This window comes from Pectobacterium carotovorum (assembly GCA_016415585.1).
GTDB classification, from domain to species: Bacteria; Pseudomonadota; Gammaproteobacteria; order Enterobacterales; family Enterobacteriaceae; genus Pectobacterium; species Pectobacterium carotovorum_K.
The window spans coordinates 444,660-461,046 of the sequence record CP066552.1; the positions used below are offsets into that span (position 1 = coordinate 444,660).

The 16,387-nt window shown below is 53.2% G+C and carries 14 protein-coding genes; 3 read left to right on the forward strand and 11 right to left on the reverse strand.

Translation table 11 applies throughout. From position 1 onward, the window contains the following. Positions 1–100: 100 nt before the first annotated feature. Both yqhD and JFY74_02025 read right to left on the reverse strand, forming a co-directional pair. The gene (yqhD, locus tag JFY74_02020) at positions 101–1,264 is read right to left on the reverse strand and encodes an alcohol dehydrogenase (GenBank protein QQG28869.1); all 1,164 of its coding nucleotides are present in this window, start codon (positions 1,262–1,264) and stop codon (positions 101–103) included. A 3-nt stretch (positions 1,265–1,267) separates the two neighbouring features. Next, positions 1,268–2,008 carry an NADPH-dependent oxidoreductase gene (locus JFY74_02025; GenBank protein QQG28870.1) on the reverse strand — a complete coding sequence of 247 codons (741 nt, stop codon included), beginning with the start codon at positions 2,006–2,008 and terminating at the stop codon, positions 1,268–1,270. 232 nt (positions 2,009–2,240) lie between these two features. Between JFY74_02025 and JFY74_02030 the strand changes: the two genes are divergently transcribed. After that, positions 2,241–3,251, forward strand: a complete 1,011-nt coding sequence (locus tag JFY74_02030) for an AraC family transcriptional regulator (protein QQG28871.1) — start codon at positions 2,241–2,243, stop codon at positions 3,249–3,251. Between the two features lie 29 nt (positions 3,252–3,280). Here the strand turns inward: JFY74_02030 and JFY74_02035 are convergent, their stop codons facing one another. From JFY74_02035 to JFY74_02055, 5 genes are all read right to left on the reverse strand, one after another. Further along, positions 3,281–3,940: a DedA family protein gene (locus JFY74_02035; GenBank protein ID QQG28872.1), complete on the reverse strand. Its 660-nt coding sequence runs from the start codon at positions 3,938–3,940 to the stop codon at positions 3,281–3,283. A gap of 338 nt (positions 3,941–4,278) precedes the next feature. Then, on the reverse strand, positions 4,279–5,469 hold the full coding sequence (gene metC / locus JFY74_02040; GenBank protein ID QQG28873.1) for a cystathionine beta-lyase: 1,191 nt from the start codon (positions 5,467–5,469) through the stop codon (positions 4,279–4,281). 263 nt (positions 5,470–5,732) lie between these two features. Beyond that, the gene (locus JFY74_02045; GenBank protein ID QQG28874.1) at positions 5,733–7,025 is read right to left on the reverse strand and encodes a TRAP transporter large permease; all 1,293 of its coding nucleotides are present in this window, start codon (positions 7,023–7,025) and stop codon (positions 5,733–5,735) included. A 15-nt stretch (positions 7,026–7,040) separates the two neighbouring features. Then, positions 7,041–7,547, reverse strand: coding sequence for a TRAP transporter small permease (locus JFY74_02050; GenBank protein ID QQG28875.1), 507 nt, complete (start codon positions 7,545–7,547; stop codon positions 7,041–7,043). Between the two features lie 114 nt (positions 7,548–7,661). Beyond that, entirely contained in the window at positions 7,662–8,639 is a 978-nt protein-coding gene (locus JFY74_02055) for a TRAP transporter substrate-binding protein (protein QQG28876.1), read from the reverse strand. A gap of 663 nt (positions 8,640–9,302) precedes the next feature. Here JFY74_02055 and exbB point away from each other — a divergent pair. Beyond that, on the forward strand, positions 9,303–10,313 hold the full coding sequence (exbB, locus tag JFY74_02060) for a tol-pal system-associated acyl-CoA thioesterase (protein ID QQG28877.1): 1,011 nt from the start codon (positions 9,303–9,305) through the stop codon (positions 10,311–10,313). Between the two features lie 3 nt (positions 10,314–10,316). Then, positions 10,317–10,742 (forward strand): TonB system transport protein ExbD, encoded by a 426-nt coding sequence (gene exbD, locus JFY74_02065; protein ID QQG28878.1) that lies wholly within the window; start codon positions 10,317–10,319, stop codon positions 10,740–10,742. A 108-nt stretch (positions 10,743–10,850) separates the two neighbouring features. Here the strand turns inward: exbD and JFY74_02070 are convergent, their stop codons facing one another. The 4 genes from JFY74_02070 to JFY74_02085 form a co-directional block, all read right to left on the reverse strand. After that, positions 10,851–11,870 (reverse strand): LacI family DNA-binding transcriptional regulator, encoded by a 1,020-nt coding sequence (locus JFY74_02070; GenBank protein QQG28879.1) that lies wholly within the window; start codon positions 11,868–11,870, stop codon positions 10,851–10,853. 30 nt (positions 11,871–11,900) lie between these two features. After that, positions 11,901–13,310 carry a sucrose-6-phosphate hydrolase gene (locus JFY74_02075; protein ID QQG28880.1) on the reverse strand — a complete coding sequence of 470 codons (1,410 nt, stop codon included), beginning with the start codon at positions 13,308–13,310 and terminating at the stop codon, positions 11,901–11,903. Beyond that, positions 13,310–14,680, reverse strand: coding sequence for a PTS sucrose transporter subunit IIBC (locus tag JFY74_02080; protein QQG28881.1), 1,371 nt, complete (start codon positions 14,678–14,680; stop codon positions 13,310–13,312). Before JFY74_02080 ends, JFY74_02075 begins: the two co-directional genes overlap by 1 nt. A 79-nt stretch (positions 14,681–14,759) precedes the next feature. Continuing rightward, a complete protein-coding gene (locus JFY74_02085) occupies positions 14,760–16,295 on the reverse strand; it encodes a carbohydrate porin (protein QQG28882.1) in 1,536 nt (511 codons plus the stop codon). Positions 16,296–16,387 lie beyond the last annotated feature (92 nt).

The following is a 16,387-nucleotide window of genomic DNA, read 5'->3' on the forward strand; positions in this document are numbered from 1 at the left end:
ATCGAGTTCTGAACCAAGCAAGTTTGGTAAGTATTTGATCCCACTGTGACACGACGGCCTACCCGTAGCTTCCAGATAGACCGTCGTGTGGCTAAATAGCTTAACGCGCCGCTTCGTAAATCTTCTGACTTTCTTCCAGCGTGATGTCGCGATGCTCGCCCAGAGCCGTCAGGCCGTGCTCGCTGAGTTTGGCGACCAGTGTTGGAATGGCGCTGCCATCCAACTGATAGTCAGACATGCGGGTCGGCACGCCCATTTTCTCGAAGAAGTCACGCGTGGCGGCAATCGCACCGTCGATGCGCTGATCTTCGCTACCGTCACGCAGGTTCCAGACGCGCTCGGCGTATTGCAGCAGTTTGTCGCGTTTCTGGGCTTTTCTTGCCGCCAGCATGGCAGGCAACACAATGGCCAGCGTCTGAGCATGGTCGAGGCCGTGCAGTGCCGTTAATTCGTGTCCTAACATATGGGTTGACCAGTCTTGCGGTACGCCTGCACCAATCAGGCCGTTCAACGCCATGGTGGCGCTCCACATTACATTGGCTCTGACCTTGTAGTTCTCCGATTCAGCCAGCGCGCGCGGGCCTTCTTCAACCAGCGTCAGCAGTAAACCTTCCGCAAAACGATCCTGTACTTTGGCATCGACGGAATAGGTCAGGTACTGTTCAACTGTGTGAACGAAGGCATCGACTACGCCGTTGGCAATCTGACGAGCGGGCAGGGTGTACGTCACGACTGGGTCGAGCACCGCGAAAAGCGGCTGCGTGTGGCGTGAGCGGAAAGCGAGCTTATCGTTGGTCGATTTACGGGTGATGACTGCGCCGTTGTTGGATTCAGAACCGGTCGCAGGCAGGGTGAGCACGGCCGCCAGCGCGACGCCGCGATCGATTTCCGCTCCACCGGTTTGCAGGATATGCCACGGGTCTTGCGCCGCTTGATAGTCTGCGGCGGCAGCGATAAATTTCGTGCCATCAACCACAGAGCCACCGCCAACCGCCAGCAGGAAGTCAATCTTCTCCGCCCGGACGACCTCGACGGCTTTCATCAGCGTTTCATAAGTCGGGTTCGGTTCAATGCCGGAAAATTCGCGCACGTTGCGGCCTTCTAATGCGCGATAGACCTGATCCAGTACGCCATTGTGTTTTACACTGCCGCCGCCGTAAGTGATGAGGATACGGGCATTGGCAGGAATTTCTTTGCCTAATTCAGCAATTTGGCCTTCGCCAAACAAAATCTTGGTAGGGGTATGGAGTGTGAAATTTAGCATAGGTTATTTGTCCAGTTTAAAGCCCTGTTGGAGGATTGCGGGTAAGACTTTCGGGAAATAAATGTGCTGATAGTAGCTGGCGGTATTATCACCCCAGTTGTCGCCATCTACGCGACCGGTTTGCTGCCAGTGTGCCACCAGCGTTTGGTTATATTGCTCAATCGCCGCAGGCAGAGCGTCCTGATGATAGGTTTCATCGTGGCGGAATGAGTTCAGCGGCAGGCGTGGTTTTTGATGCGCCGGGGTGTCTACGTAGCCGATCGCGACGCCTGCGACGGGGAACGTCAGTTCAGGAAGTTCCAGAAAATCGATCATTGCCTGTGGGTCGCGACGAATACCGCCAATCGGGACGATGCCCAGCCCAAACGAGCGTGCGGCGGCCATCAGCGTGCCGAGCGCGATGCCGACATCCGTTGTGCCGGAAATCAGGCTTTCGAGGCTTTCATGCGCGTGCTGCTGCTTGTCGCTCATGGCAATCCCGACCTGCGTTTTATACATATCCAGCACCACGGTAATGAAGACGGGTGCCTGGGCAATCCACGGCTGGCCGCCAGCCAATTCGGCAATGCGTGCTTTGCGTTCCGGGTCGCGGGTGACGATGAGCGAGACCTGCTGAGAGTTTACGGACGTCGGTGCCAGATGGGCGGACTGAATAATGGCATCCAGCACGTCATCGGGAATCGCTTTATCAAGATAGCTACGTTCACTGCGGTGTGAGGTGAACAGCTCAATCGTTTTATTCATGTCTTTTCCCGTGGGGTGAGGGGATGGCGGTATGCTCAGTATTGTCATCAACCTACGTAAGGCGTTCAATGCACATTTCTGTTTGGTTATTGCCTATTTCTCCAAAATATAGGAGAAAAGGGTGATAATAATTCGCAGGTATGTCATTTTGTTTCTTCTGTCAGGAGAGAGGCTTCGGGCAGGAAAAGTGCACCCGTAGCGAGAGAACACGATTTTGACGCAGACCCCATATATGTTGACGGAACACCAAGGTATGTCGACAGAAAGCCAATGTGAGCGGCTTGTTCAGAAACAGGCAGAGCTGCAACAGATTGAGTTACAACAGATTGAGCCGCAACAGACGGTGCGGCAGCGCATCGTGCAGCAGGCAATACGCTGTTCAGCTAAAAGCTGGGCCACGCCGTCGCTCGTCCCGCAGGTCAGGATTCTTTATACGGAACAGCACCATCCGCGTGTGCCGGTGATGTATGAACCGACGATTGTCATCATTTTTCAGGGTCAAAAGATTGGCTATCTGGGCGGAAAAACCTTCCAGTATGACCCGGAAAATTACCTGTTGATGACCGTGCCGCTGCCGTTCGAATGTGAAACGATAGCCAGCGCTGAACACCCGCTGGTGGGGATGGCGATCCGTATCGATATCCAGATGCTTCAGGATTTGCTGATCGACATCGGTGACGACGACAGCGCGATCCGCCCCTGTTCCTGCACGTGTGGGGTGAACAGCGCGCCGCTGACCGATGAGATTCTGTGTGCCGTTGAACGGCTGCTGGATGCGATGAATAACCCGCGTGATGCCCGTGTGCTGGGCCCGGCGATTGTGCGCGAGATTATCTATCATATGCTCTGCGGCGAACGCGGTGCGGCGTTACAGGCGTTGGTGAATCGACACACGCACTTCAGCCAGATAGCCAAGTCTCTGCGACGTATTGAAAACCACTATGCCGATAGCCTGAATGTGGAACAGCTGGCGTCTGAAGTGAACATGAGCGTCTCGGCGTTTCATCATAACTTTAAGGCCGTCACCAACACATCGCCGTTGCAGTACCTGAAATCCTACCGCTTGCATAAAGCGCGCGTGCTGATGATCAACGAGGGGCTGAGAGCGGGCGTTGCGGCGGCTCGCGTCGGATATGAGAGCGTGTCGCAGTTTAGCCGGGAATTTAAGCGCTATTTCGGTGCGACGCCGAGCGATGAAGTCACGAGAATAAAGGCCAGCAATATGGCGGTTGAGGAAAGCTGAAGACGTTAAGAAAGCGTGCGATTGCCTTATTAGGCGACCGCGCGTTTTTTGCGCCACACCACGACAGCCATACCGATCAGGCCGCTCACCAGCAAAATAATCGGTAGCAGGATCAGCGCGGTCATCACCTGATCTTCATAGCGTTTGACCAGCGGAATGTGGCTGAGCGCATAGCCGAGCGTGACAATCCCCCCGACCCACAGCAGCCCACTGAGCCAGTTGAAAATCTGAAAGCGCGTATTGTTTAACCCCGAAATCCCCGCCATCGTTGGCAACAGCGTGCGGATAAACGCTAAAAAGCGGCCAACCAGCAGCGCCGCCAGACCATGCTGGTGGAACAGGTGATGGGCTCGCTGGTGGTAATGGGCGGGAAGCTGTAACAGCCAGCCTTTTACCAACCGGGTATCACTTAGCCAGCGCCCCTGAAGGTAGCTGAGCCAACAGCCGAGGCTGGCGGCGATGGTGAGGAGAATCATCGTAGGGAAAAAGCTCATCACGCCTTTGGCAATCATGGCACCAGTGAGCAACAGCAGGCTATCGCCGGGCAGAAAAGAAGCAGGCAGCAGGCCGTTTTCCAGAAACAGCGTTGTGAATAAAATGCCGTAAATCACCCAGATGACGTGGGGATCGGCCAGAGCACTAAAATCCTGCTGCCAGAGCGCCTGAATAATGTCGTGAACCACACTCATATTACTTCCCGCCAGTGACGATATTCACTATCTCTCAGGCTGCGGCAATGAAACGCTGGGTTACCTGAAATCTACTGCCTATCAAGCCTTAAAACTATCAAGCCCTAAAATCGGTATGGGGCAAAACGCCTTGCTGCGTGATGAGAATGCGGCAGGGCTTAATGCTTAATTTTGGTTAAGGTAACGCAGTTTTTGGTAAGCGTTGACTCATGAGCATCATAACGCATTACCCACCGTGCCGCAGGGGAAATCAAGATGCGGCGGCTTTATGGCCGTCACACTTTCTCTATTTTGTTTCCTGCTGGTCGTTTGGCTACGTTGAGTCTGCTGACGACGTGCTAGGCTCTCAGTCTGCTGAAGCCCGCGGCCAGATCGTCGATCAGATCGTCACTGTCTTCAAGTCCAATATGTAACCGAATAAGTGTGCCGGTAAAATCCACGCCGCTCACAGGACGAATGGCCACCAGTTCTTCCGGTTGATTCGCCAGAATCAGTGACTCGAAGCCACCCCACGAATACGCCATACTAAAGTGTTCAAAATGGTCCAGATAGTGCGCCAACGCTTCTTTGCTCAATTTCTCTTTCAACACAAAAGAGAACAAGCCGTTGCAGCCCTTAAAGTCGCGTACGTAGAATTCATGCCCTTTGCACTCTGGTAAGGCCGGGTGGTTAACCACCGCGACTTCGGGTTGCTCCGCTAGCCATTTTGCAATGCGGATGCTGCTTTCCTGATGCTGCTTGAGTCTAACGCCCAATGTGCGCAGGCCACGGCTGGCGACATAGGCGGTATCGGCATCAACCATTTGGCCCATCAGGTAAGAGTGTTCACGCAACTGTGCCCAGCAGCGCTCGTTAGCGACTGCGGTGCCTAGCATGGCATCAGAATGGCCGACGATATATTTCGTACCGGCCTGAATAGAGATATCAATATCGAAGTCGAGCGCCTTGAATAAAATGCCTGCCGCCCAGGTATTATCAATCATGATGACGATCTCGGGATTGATACGGCGTACGGCTTGGACGATGGCTGGCACATCGTGTACTTCCATCGTGATGGAGCCCGGTGATTCGAGAAAGACGACTTTGGTGTTGGGTTGGATCAGTTCGGCAATATCCGCACCGATGAGCGGATTAAAATAGGTGGTGCTGACATTCAGCTTGTGGAGCACTTTCGTGCAGAAATCCTGTGTGGGCTCATAGGCTGATTCTGTCACCAGGATGTGATCGCCTGCCGCGACGAAAGAGAGGATCGCGTTAGAAACGGCGGCTGCGCCGCAGGGGTATAAGGCACAGCCTGCGCCGCCCTCCAGCTCCACCATGGCTTCCTGAAACGAGAAATGGGTCAGCGTGCCACGGCGACCATAGAACAGCGCACCCTTGGCGCGGTTAATGGTGGCGTGCTTTTTGTCCTGCACGGTATCAAATACCAGAGAGGAAGCGCGCTGAATTACGGGGTTGACGGAGCCGTGGGTGAACTTCTTGCTGCGTCCTGCGGCGACTAAGGCGGTTGCCGTTTTTTTGCTTGTCATAACCACTATTACCTTTTCTATTCAATCCTGCCGGATGACTCACTACGTCGACTATTCCCGACCGTGAACGGTGGGGAATTGCGGGGGCATGATTGGATTTATAAGCGTTCGATTGATGAGGTCTACGTTATCACGGCTGGAGCGGCGTGTGGGCTTGAGTAGGGTAAGATTAGAGGTAGGTGAAAATATTTCAGGTAGGGAAATGCAAGGAAAGCGCCATGTCTTCTGTATTGCAGTTAATCAACATGGCGCAATGTAGTGTGTTAACCCGTATGCACGCCAAAGAATTTGGGCAGCCAGAGCGAGATGGCCGGAATATAGGTGACCAGCATCAGCACAAAGAAAAGTCCACAGTAGAAGGGCAGCATCGCTTTAACGACCTGTTCTATCTTCTGCTTACTCACCGCACTGGCGACAAAAAGTACCGATCCTACTGGTGGTGTGATCAGGCCGATCCCGAGGTTCACCAGCATGATCATACCGAAATGCACCGGATCGATGCCGAGCGAGTGGGCGACAGGCAGCAGAACGGGCGTCAGGATCAAGATCAGCGGCGCCATGTCCATCAGCGTACCGACCAGCAGCAGCATGATGTTAATCCACATCAGGATGACGTACTTGTTATCCGAAATGGAGGTGAAAAATTCGGTAATGCGGCTCGGCAGCTGCATGTAGGTCATGATGGCACCGAACGCGGCGGCGAAGCCGATCAAGATCATCACGATCGTGACAGTTTTTACCGTGCGGTACATCAGCTTGGGCAGCTCTGACCATTTATAGTCTTTGTAGATAAACATGGTCACGAAGAAGGACCATAGGCAGGCGATGGCCGCAGATTCGGTTGCGGTAAAAATCCCAGACAGGATCCCGCCCATGATGATGACCACCGTCATCAATCCCCACAGGGTATCGACAAAGATTTTCAGTGCCTGACGGAACGGTACGCGTTCGCCTTTTGGATAACCGCGCCGATGTGCGAAACCGACACACATCACCATCAGGGTCAGGCTGAGCAGCAGGCCTGGCAGGATCCCCGCAATAAACAGCGAAGCAATGGAAACCGTACCGCCGGTTGCCAGCGAGTAGATCACGGAGTTGTGGCTCGGCGGTGTCAAAATCGCCTGCACGGAGCCACTGGCGGTGACGGCAGCGGAGAAGTCGCGTGGATAACCTTTCTTTTCCATTTCCGGGATCATCACCGAACCGATAGAGGCGGTGTCTGCCACGGAAGAACCGGATATCGCACCAAAAAATGTTGATGCGACGATGTTAACCAGCGACAAGCCGCCGCGAATAAAGCCGACAAAAATATACGCGAAGCTGACCAGCCGACGGGCGATGCCGCCTTCGGCCATAATGGCACCGGCCAGAATGAAGAAGGGGATGGCCAGCAGCGAAAATTTGTTTACGCCGTTGGTAATCTGGATCATCACCGCCTCAAGCGGCAGATCGATCCAGAAAGCCCCAACAATCGCGCTCAACCCTACCGCGTAGGCGACGGGAACGCCGACCGCCAGCAGCACGGCCAGCGTGGCAATCAGAATAAATGCATCCATGGTATTGGCTCCGAATTAAGAACTGCCAAGCATTACCACAGGGCGTTTATCCTGCGGGCCGAAAAACATTTTTTCGATGATGAACAGCACGGTGATGAATGAGCCAATAGGCAGCGGCAAATAACTTTCACCTGCGGTTAATAAGGGAAACTCCGCGACGGGCTGTTCCCATAATTCCATGCAGAGCACGGTGCTGTAATAGAGAATAAACAGGCTGATTAACAGCATCAGGAGGTTCGCCAGATGAACGCAAACCTTCTTACCAGTTTCTGGCAATCTGTCGGTCAACATGCTGACGGCAATATGTGAGTTGGAACGGTAACTGACGGCGGCGCCGACAAAAGTAAACGTCACCATACAAATAATTGAAATGGGTTCTGGCCAGGATAACGCGGCATTTAAAACATAGCGTGCGAATATACCGACAGGAATAACAAGCGTCATAATTAATAACGCCAGACCAGAAACCCACATGGCAATACGATAGAGTACATCCATGCTGGAAAGATAAGACTGTGCCATTTTTCCACCTATACTCACTTCGCTGGGTGATAAGCAAAGGATCATTGTTGATATCAGGCTATTAATGGTGGCGGATAAATAGCAGGCTATTTATCCGCTGAGATGAGGTACTGATTATTGGACGTCGGCGACGGCTTTAATCAGATCCTGATATTTGGCACCAAACTGATCGCGGACGGGTTGCGTGGCTTTAAAATAGTACTCGGTATCAATGTCATGGAACTGAACGCCGCCGGCTTTCATTTTATCCAGAGATTGCTGCGTATATTCTTTCCACAGTACGCGCTGTTCCTGCTGCGCTTCTTTCGCCAGCTTCAGGATAAGATCCTGATCCTCTTTAGAAAGTTTGTCCCATTTGGCTTTGGAATACAGGAACAGCTCAGGAATAATGAAGTGGCGGCTCCAGGTATAGTTTTTCACGACAGGCAGGTAGTTGTGTGCGACAAACGTTGGTGGGTTATTTTCGGTGCCGTCAATCACGCCGGTTTGCATGCCGCTGAAGACTTCACTGACGCCCATGGCAATCGAGTTGGCCCCCATCGCTTTTAGCGTGGCCAGCGCGACCGGGCTACCCTGTACGCGAATTTTCATGCCCTTGAGGTCTTCTGGTTTCACCACCGGTTCCTTGGTGATTAAGTTACGCGTTCCCGCATCCATCCAGCCCAGAAAAACCAATTTTGATTTACTGCTATGGGTAATCTTGTCACCAATTTCCTGACCGATTTTTCCATCCAGCACTTTATGCAGATGATCTTCATCACGGAAAATATAGGGCAGCGTGAAGACTTCTATTTCCGGTAAAATAGCGGCAACGGGCGTCATTGATACACGGATAATATCAATCGCGCCGAGCTGCGCCTGCTCAATCATTTGTTTCTCATCACCCAATACCCCGCCGGGGAAGGTTTTAATTTCCAGCCTGCCATTTGTAGCGGCTTTTAATTTCTCTCCCATTTTCTGAACGGCGACGACATTAGGATAACCTTCAGGGTGAACATCAGAGGCTTTAATTTGTTGTGCCTGAATCGCTTGGCTCATCAGGAGTGCAGTAGAACCCAGACAAACGCCGATCAATGTTTTCGACAGCTTCATTGAATTATCTCCAGAGGTGGGGTGACATTATCGATAATCAAATGGTGATTTAAAAATATAAACCCATGAAAAATAGCGTAATGAAGAGTGGGTTTAATGATGAGAAGACGACCGCCTATTACGTATTATTGTGGCGTGAGTCAGTATTCTCTGCGAGTTAAGCTAACCTATTATACAACTTCGTAGAATGACTCGTGTCACAAAAGAAAAAGCTAATATGAAATGCTGTTTTATATGGACTTTATTCCTATTTGACTTATAGGAATATACGTAACTTGGTGTTTTTATTTATCTTATTATGTACATATGTATCTATTTATTTCAGTAAACTTATCGCCAGCTACCATTAAATGGTGTGATAACTTAATGTTGATCACAAAAAGCCGATCGTAAAAATCTTGGTTATCGCACCGTGTTTTAGGGGGATCTCCTGCCTGATATATTCCTGAATGCTATCCTTCTTATCGTTCTTATGCTTTTCCTGCCGATGTGCGAGCAAATACCCTCTGAAATTCTGTCAGAACGCAAGGAAAGTGCGTTATCTGATGTAAATAATAATGAGAACAACTATCAATTCGTTCAAGGTTTGGTATCATTTCAGGCTGCGTTATTGCGTCGATTGTACCTGCGGGTATCGTACTGGATGAATGGTGGAGGCACAGCGTGAAGACGGCTGTCAGTAATACAACTCAACAGGTGTTATCAACCTGGCAAAAAAAACGTGGCGCGTTCAGCGCATTTTCCCGTAGCGTGCTGGTTATCCTGCTGTGTGCGGCGGGACTAAGTGGAAATGCGTTTGCGGCTCCGGCAACGACGCCGTTGTCGACACAGAATGCAGCGCCAGCCGCGCAGCCTTCTGCTGTGCCCCCTTCCGCTCCTGTGACGACCGATGCACAAGCCCCGACATCAGCGCTCACGCTGCCTGCCAGCGCGGCACCGGGCACCAACAACCTGATGAAAACCGATTTGTCCGTCTGGGGTATGTACCAGCACGCCGATGCCGTCGTGAAAACGGTGATGATCGGTTTGCTGCTGGCCTCCGTGATTACCTGGGCGATCTTCTTCAGTAAAAGCGTTGAGATGTCAGGCGCGAAACGCCGTCTGCGCCGTGAGTATCTGGCGTTGGAACAGGCGAAAACGCTGGACGACGCGCTGGAAACCGCGGACGCGTTCAAAGCAGGCAGCGTTGCACAGCAACTGCTGGTCGATGCGCAGAACGAACTGGAGCTTTCCGCACGTTCCGATGACAACAACGGAATTAAAGAGCGCACCGCGTTTCGTCTGGAACGTCGCGTGGCGGCTACCGGGCGTCACATGGGGCGTGGTAACGGCTATCTGGCAACGGTCGGTGCAGTTGCGCCGTTCGTGGGCTTGTTCGGTACGGTATGGGGCATCATGAACAGCTTCATCGGTATCGCGCAGACGCAAACCACTAACCTAGCGGTGGTCGCACCGGGGATCGCAGAAGCTTTGTTGGCGACGGCGATCGGTCTGGTTGCCGCGATCCCTGCGGTGGTTATTTATAACGTCTTTGCACGTTCGATTGCCGGCTACAAAGCGATGGTTGGCGATGTGGCTGCACAGGTACTGCTGCTGCAAAGCCGCGATCTCGATGTGGCTGCCAGCAACGATAACCGGGCGTCTTCAGCAGCGCATAAACTGCGGGTGGGTTAAGTCATGGCGATGCATTTGAAGGAGGACGTGAGTGATGACAGTGAAATGCATGACATTAACGTCACGCCGTTCATTGACGTCATGCTGGTTCTGCTGATTATCTTCATGGTGGCGGCCCCGCTGGCAACGGTAGACATTCGTGTCGATCTGCCAGCCTCATCGGCAGCACCACAGCCGCGGCCGGAAAAACCGCTTTATCTGACGGTAAAAGCAGATAAGCAAATGTTCCTGGGGGAAGAGGTGGTTAGCGAGCAGTCGCTGGCGCAGGTGCTGGATGCGAAAACCAGTGCCAATAAAGAAACGACCATCTTCTTCCAGGCGGACAAAAGCGTCGATTATGAAACCATTATGAGCGTGATGGATTCACTGCGTAAGGCGGGCTACCTCAAGGTTGGCCTGGTCGGTGCGGAAACCGCTGCCGCTAAATAACGGCTGAGGGTTGTGTTGTAAGAAGGAATGCGGGCGTTCAAACCGCGTTCCTTTTTTTACGTCTGTAGATTTACGTCCAGATGATGGCAGGGCGCTTTGGGCGTTGGTCTACGCCCGCGAGTCAGGATGACGCCAGTGAATACGCGTCGGGATATAGCGTCGGTCTTCTTCAAGCGGCTGTTGTGCAATCAAACTCGTAATCATTTCAAAGCTGCTGCGCGCCAGATTCTCACAATCCTGCGCCACGGTATCGATCTTCAGCGGCAAACAATCAAACAGATAGTGATCGTCAAAGCAGCACAGTCGGATGCCGCTTTCCATCAGGTTATGCTGGTTCATATAACGCAACACACCTTCCATCAGGCCACAGGCAGCGACAAACAGCGCTTTTGGCGGACGACCCAGCGTTGCACACAGCTGAGCAAACATTTCATAACCTGCGCTGGGGTGATAGCTGCCGTGAATAATCCACTCCGGCTTGCAGTCGATGCCTGCGCGCGTTAGTCCAAGCTGGAAGCCTTCCAGACGGTGGCGAGTCGGGGAAATTCGCTGCTGGCCGCCAAGGAAATAGAATTCATCACGATGCTGACGGGCGATACGCTCGACCATTTCCGCCGTGGATTCTACCGCTTCGGAAATCACCATCGGCAGCGTGGAATCACCAATCACCCGGTCAAACTGCACGACGGGCAACTGTTGATTAATTTTCTGATATTCGACATCGCTTAACAGGCTGGAAGCGACAATCAGGCCATCGACCTGACGCTGCACCAGACTGTTGACCGCCATCATCTCCTGACTGGCGTTTTCGTCGGTGCAGGCAATCAGCAGTTGTAGCCCCGCTTCACGACACAGCATCTCCAGCTCGCGGGAAATCACGGCAAAGCCGTAGTTGGTCATTTCCGGCACCACCAGCCCCAACGTGTTGCTGCGTGAGGAACGCAGCGAACGGGCGTGAATACTGGGCTGATAACGTTGTTCGTGCGCGACGGCTAAAATGCGGTCGCGGGTTTCATCAGAAACGCGAAACTCTTTGCTGCGTCCGTTAAGCACCAGACTAGCGGTGGATTTTGATACACCGGCCAGCGCGGCGATGTCACTGATTGTTATGCGTTTAGTCGGTTTCACCGCGAGGTCTGCTATCAGAAAAAAGGGAAGTTATTCTATCACGCATGGCGCTAACAGCCAGTGCTGTAGCGTTAATCGCCCAGAGCCGCTGAATGTCATGGTTGCTTCGCTTTCCGGGAAATAGCGTGCAGACACCACGGCTTCGCCGTCGTTGATGAAAATTTCAACGCTGGAGCGATCGCACAGGATCTGCAATTGGCTCAGGTCACCGCGCCAGTAGCGATGCTCGGGTTCGCCGGTACGGCGGTTACGTCGGCTCAACGTGACGCGTTCACCGTCCCAACAGAGAACCAGCTGAGAGGCGAGGTTGAACTGAAATTCCCCCTGTACGGCGATGAGGATTTCTGCGCTGCTAGTGTGAAGCGGAGGCGCGTAGTCTGCGGCACCCTGCCAGGTGTAATGCTGCCTGCGCAGTTGTTGCAATTCGCGCGCAGGACGTTGATAAACGCGATCGGCATGCAGCGTGAGTTCACGCGGACAGGTCATGGTATGGATCCAGCCCTGTTCGATCGTGGGTTCAAAAAACTCATTGTCGTCAGGAATCGACATCCAGCCGAACAGCAGGCGTCGCCCGTCTTCACTCAATGTTGTTTGCGGTGCGTAAAACTCAAAGCCGAGATCCAGTTCGTGGAAATCCTGATGTGGGTACGTGCCACTTTCGTAGTCGAGTGAACCAATGAAGTAGCCCGCCTGAAAGGTATTCAGGTAGCGTTCGTCTTCAGCGGGAACGCCCTGCGGGCAGCAAACCAGTACGTCTTTGCCATCCAGCAGGAACAAGTCTGGGCACTCCCACATATAGCCAAAATCAGCGAGGCCACCTAAACGGGAACCGGCGATCTCGCTGATCTTCTCCCACGCCAGCAGATCGGCAGAACGGTAGAGCAGCACCTTGCCTTGCAGGCAGAGATCTTGGGCGCCGAGTACCATGTACCAGTGGTCGTCATGACGCCACACTTTAGGATCGCGAACGTGGCCAGTGTAGCCGTCGGGGAGCGTAAGAACCGCGCCCAGCTTGTCATATTCACCGTTAGGGTTCTCACGGGCGAGGCACTGAAACGCGGTACGCGAACCGTCATCGTATTTCACGTTACCGGTGTAGATCAGCATGATCGCCCCCTGATCTGCCACGGCAGAACCGGAGTAGCAGCCGTGGCTTTCATAGCTTTCGCTTGGCACCAGCGCGACGGGTTCATGCTTCCAGTTCACCAAATCGGCGGAACTCCAGTGCCCCCAGAATTTTGCTCCGTGGGCACAGGACAAAGGATTCCACTGATAAAACAGATGGTAACGCCCGTTGTGATGAATGAATCCATTTGGATCGTTAAGCAGACCAACGTTCGGGGACAGATGCCATTCCGGGCGATACGGGTCTTCCTGTTTCCGTGAATGGCCTGACATCAGGGCGTGGACCATGCGTTTTAGTAAGTGGACTTCCTTCATTATTCGCTATCCGTTTTATATTTCAGCAGTAAGGAAAGGATAAAGGCGGCACCGAACGCAATTAACATCCCGATCAGGTAGTTAAGCATCGATCCCCCTTGCACAATAGCCAGCCCCGGAAAACCGGTCAGCCCGACGGCCGTCATATTGACGTGATTGAAGACCACCCACGCGCCACCGAGCGCACCGCCTGCCAGTGCTGCCAGGAACGGTTTAATGAAGCGCAGGTTGATACCAAATATCGCGGCTTCTGTGATGCCCAGCAGACAAGAAAACCCGGCAGGAACGGCAATCGCTCGGGTTTTGGCATCACGCGTTTTGAAGTATACCGCCAGACATGCGCCGCCCTGCGCCACGTTCGCCATTGCCCAAATTGGCAGCAGGAAGTTGACGCCGATATTCGGGTTGCCAAGCAGTCCGGCTTCAATGGCATGGAAGCTGTGATGGACGCCAGTGATGACGATGACGGAGTAGAGGCCGCCGAACAGCAAACCAGCCAACCAGCCAGCGTGAGCAATCAATGTGCTGAGAACCAAAGAAATGCCATCGCCCAGCGCACGCCCAGCAGGCCCGATGAGCAGCATAGCGACAAACCCGGAAATGATGACCGTCAGGAATGGTGTGACAATGATGTCCAGCGCGTCCGGTACGATTTTACGCAGGCGCTTTTCCACGATGCTCATGAACCAGACGGCCAGCAGGACCGGAAACACGGTGCCCTGATAGCCGATCATGGCGATGTCCATGCCGAAGAAATGCATGGTCTGGAAGCCCCCGGCGACGCCCCAAGCGTTGGTCAGCGCCGGATGGGTCAGGATACCGCCCAGCGTCGCGCCCAGATAAGGGTTGCCGCCGAATTCCCGTGCGGCGGTAAAGCCGATTAGAACAGGCAGGATAATAAATGCCGCGGAGCTGAACATATCCAGCATGACGAAGATCGCGCTGCTGGAATCGACCCAGCCGTAGGTCTTGATCATGCCGAGCAGTCCCATCAACAGACCAGACGCGATAATCGCTGGCATGATGGGGACGAAGATGTTCGACAGCAGGCGCGCCAGACGTTGCAGCGGATTCAGCTTTTTCGCGGCAATCGACGCGGCTTCGGATTTGCTCGATTCACTGATGCCTGCCGCTTTGATGAACTCGGCATACACCTTGTTAACCAGCCCGGTGCCGAAAATGATCTGCATTTGTCCGGCATTCTGGAAGCAGCCCTTAACGCCATCGACGTTCTCGATCGCTTTCTTGTCAGCCAGACTGTCGTCATTCAGTACCAGACGCAGACGAGTCGCGCAGTGGGCAGCACTGGCTATATTCTCTTTCCCGCCGAGAAGGGGGATGAGTGCGGCGGCAGTAGCGTTGATATCCATGTTATTCCTCTTTTTCAATAGGATATGCTGTTTCTTCGGCGTCGATTAGCGCGTAATCGACGCCAAGGTCAGGCAATTATCAGAACCAGGTTTCCATCTGGATACCGAAGTTCCATTCGCCGCCTGCTTTAAAGCCGGTGGAGCCAAAGGTATCTTCACTGGAGTAGTTATCCAGCCGTTTATCCCAGTCCATGTAGCTGGCAAACACGCGCAGTTCAGGGCGGCTAAAGAAGTTACCGATATCGCCGACCTTGAACGTTGGTGCAAAGGTCAGCTTGTAGAAGCCGCCGCTCACCTGATTCAGGCTCCGATAACCGCGTGGATCGAGGTCCATGTATTGATAACTGCCTTCATAGGCCAGTGCAAAGTTTTCGGTGATTTCCTGAATCAGGCGCGCATTAAAGGTGACCCATTCGTAGCTATCGCCGCTGACGTAACGGTCTTTGCTGGTTTGCGCCAGAATGGACGGCGCGAAGCTCCAGGTCTTGTTCAGCGCTGTTGTGCCGTAGGTCGCAAAGCGCCAGGTGTTGGCATCGTTAGTCAGGTTGCCGTCAGCACCGATGTTCTTCACTTCACCGCCCAGACCGTGGCCGTAAAGGATCGCGGTTTTCGATGTCCCGTCGCGTAAGCCATAGAAGCTGTCGCCGTGGTAAGCCACCATGGCGTGATAGCCTTTGTCGCCTGCATTGGTATTGGTGACAGCGAGGTTATCGCGACTTGTCCCCGTGTTTTCTTTGACGTCGTTATTCTTCGCGGTTAACCCGCTCAGCATGAACTGGAATGACCCGACGTAGTTGTTAGCGGTAAAGACGTAGTTTTTGATGTCGTTATCCAGCGAGGTAATTTCGCCGAGGCTGCGGCCATACAGTGAGAAGTTACTCTTGGCGCTATCCGCCCATTTCACGTCATAGATCCCGCCGCCGGTGCCTGCGAGGAAGACTACGTCGCTGTCCAGCCAGTGAATATCGAAGTTATCGCGATCGAAACGTTTACCCGCCCACAGCGTCGTGTCCTTAAAGGCACCGGTGAAGGTTGGCAGTGAACCCAGTTCGACGAAAGCTTCACGAATGTTGAGGTCGCTGGTGGCGGCCGTCCAGTCGTTATAGCTGCGCTGGCCGTCTGCCATCATCACCTTGAAGCGGGTGGTTGCGCCGTTATCCAACTTCTGTTTGTGCTCCAGTTTGAGCTCGACGTAGGTGTCGTCTTCATTGCCTAAACGACCAATATGTCCGCCAGTCTGACCCGCAGGGGACATGCCCGGCCCGATATCGGTTTTGGAACTGGTGGCAGAATCATTGATCGACAGGCCAGAACGCGCGTAGCCGTGGAATTCAAATCCATCAGCGAACGATTTCTGCTTGGCCAACGCCGTCGTGCGCTGTTCCACCTGCTGGGTTTTTTGTTCGGTTTGAGTCGTGCGGGTCGCTAGCTGCTGGGTTTGCTTTTCAGCGGCATTGGCTCTGGCCTCAGCGGCTTGTGCACGGGCTTCAGCCTGTTGCAAACGCTGTTCCATGGCGTTCAGGCGGGCTTCAATACTATCGGTGTTGGCAGCGGAAACATAAAAGGGGGAGGAAAGTAATAATCCTATCGTCACAGCAAGGTGGCTTGGTTTCATTTTTTCGTTCTCGTCGTGAAGGAGATTTATTGTTTTTGGATTTCTCGTGTTTAGCTAAATGGCTAAACCGGTTTTTCATGGGGAAAATAAAA

Bases quoted from the DNA above. Each gene is read 5' to 3' on its own strand.
- yqhD (QQG28869.1), bottom strand. From the start codon at position 1,264: ATGCTAAATTTCACACTCCATACCCCTACCAAGATTTTGTTTGGCGAA.
- JFY74_02025 (QQG28870.1), bottom strand. From the start codon at position 2,008: ATGAATAAAACGATTGAGCTGTTCACCTCACACCGCAGTGAACGTAGC.
- JFY74_02030 (QQG28871.1), top strand. From the start codon at position 2,241: ATGTTGACGGAACACCAAGGTATGTCGACAGAAAGCCAATGTGAGCGG.
- JFY74_02035 (QQG28872.1), bottom strand. From the start codon at position 3,940: ATGAGTGTGGTTCACGACATTATTCAGGCGCTCTGGCAGCAGGATTTT.
- metC (QQG28873.1), bottom strand. From the start codon at position 5,469: ATGACAAGCAAAAAAACGGCAACCGCCTTAGTCGCCGCAGGACGCAGC.
- JFY74_02045 (QQG28874.1), bottom strand. From the start codon at position 7,025: ATGGATGCATTTATTCTGATTGCCACGCTGGCCGTGCTGCTGGCGGTC.
- JFY74_02050 (QQG28875.1), bottom strand. From the start codon at position 7,547: ATGGCACAGTCTTATCTTTCCAGCATGGATGTACTCTATCGTATTGCC.
- JFY74_02055 (QQG28876.1), bottom strand. From the start codon at position 8,639: ATGAAGCTGTCGAAAACATTGATCGGCGTTTGTCTGGGTTCTACTGCA.
- exbD (QQG28878.1), top strand. From the start codon at position 10,317: ATGGCGATGCATTTGAAGGAGGACGTGAGTGATGACAGTGAAATGCAT.
- JFY74_02075 (QQG28880.1), bottom strand. From the start codon at position 13,310: ATGAAGGAAGTCCACTTACTAAAACGCATGGTCCACGCCCTGATGTCA.
- JFY74_02080 (QQG28881.1), bottom strand. From the start codon at position 14,680: ATGGATATCAACGCTACTGCCGCCGCACTCATCCCCCTTCTCGGCGGG.
- JFY74_02085 (QQG28882.1), bottom strand. From the start codon at position 16,295: ATGAAACCAAGCCACCTTGCTGTGACGATAGGATTATTACTTTCCTCC.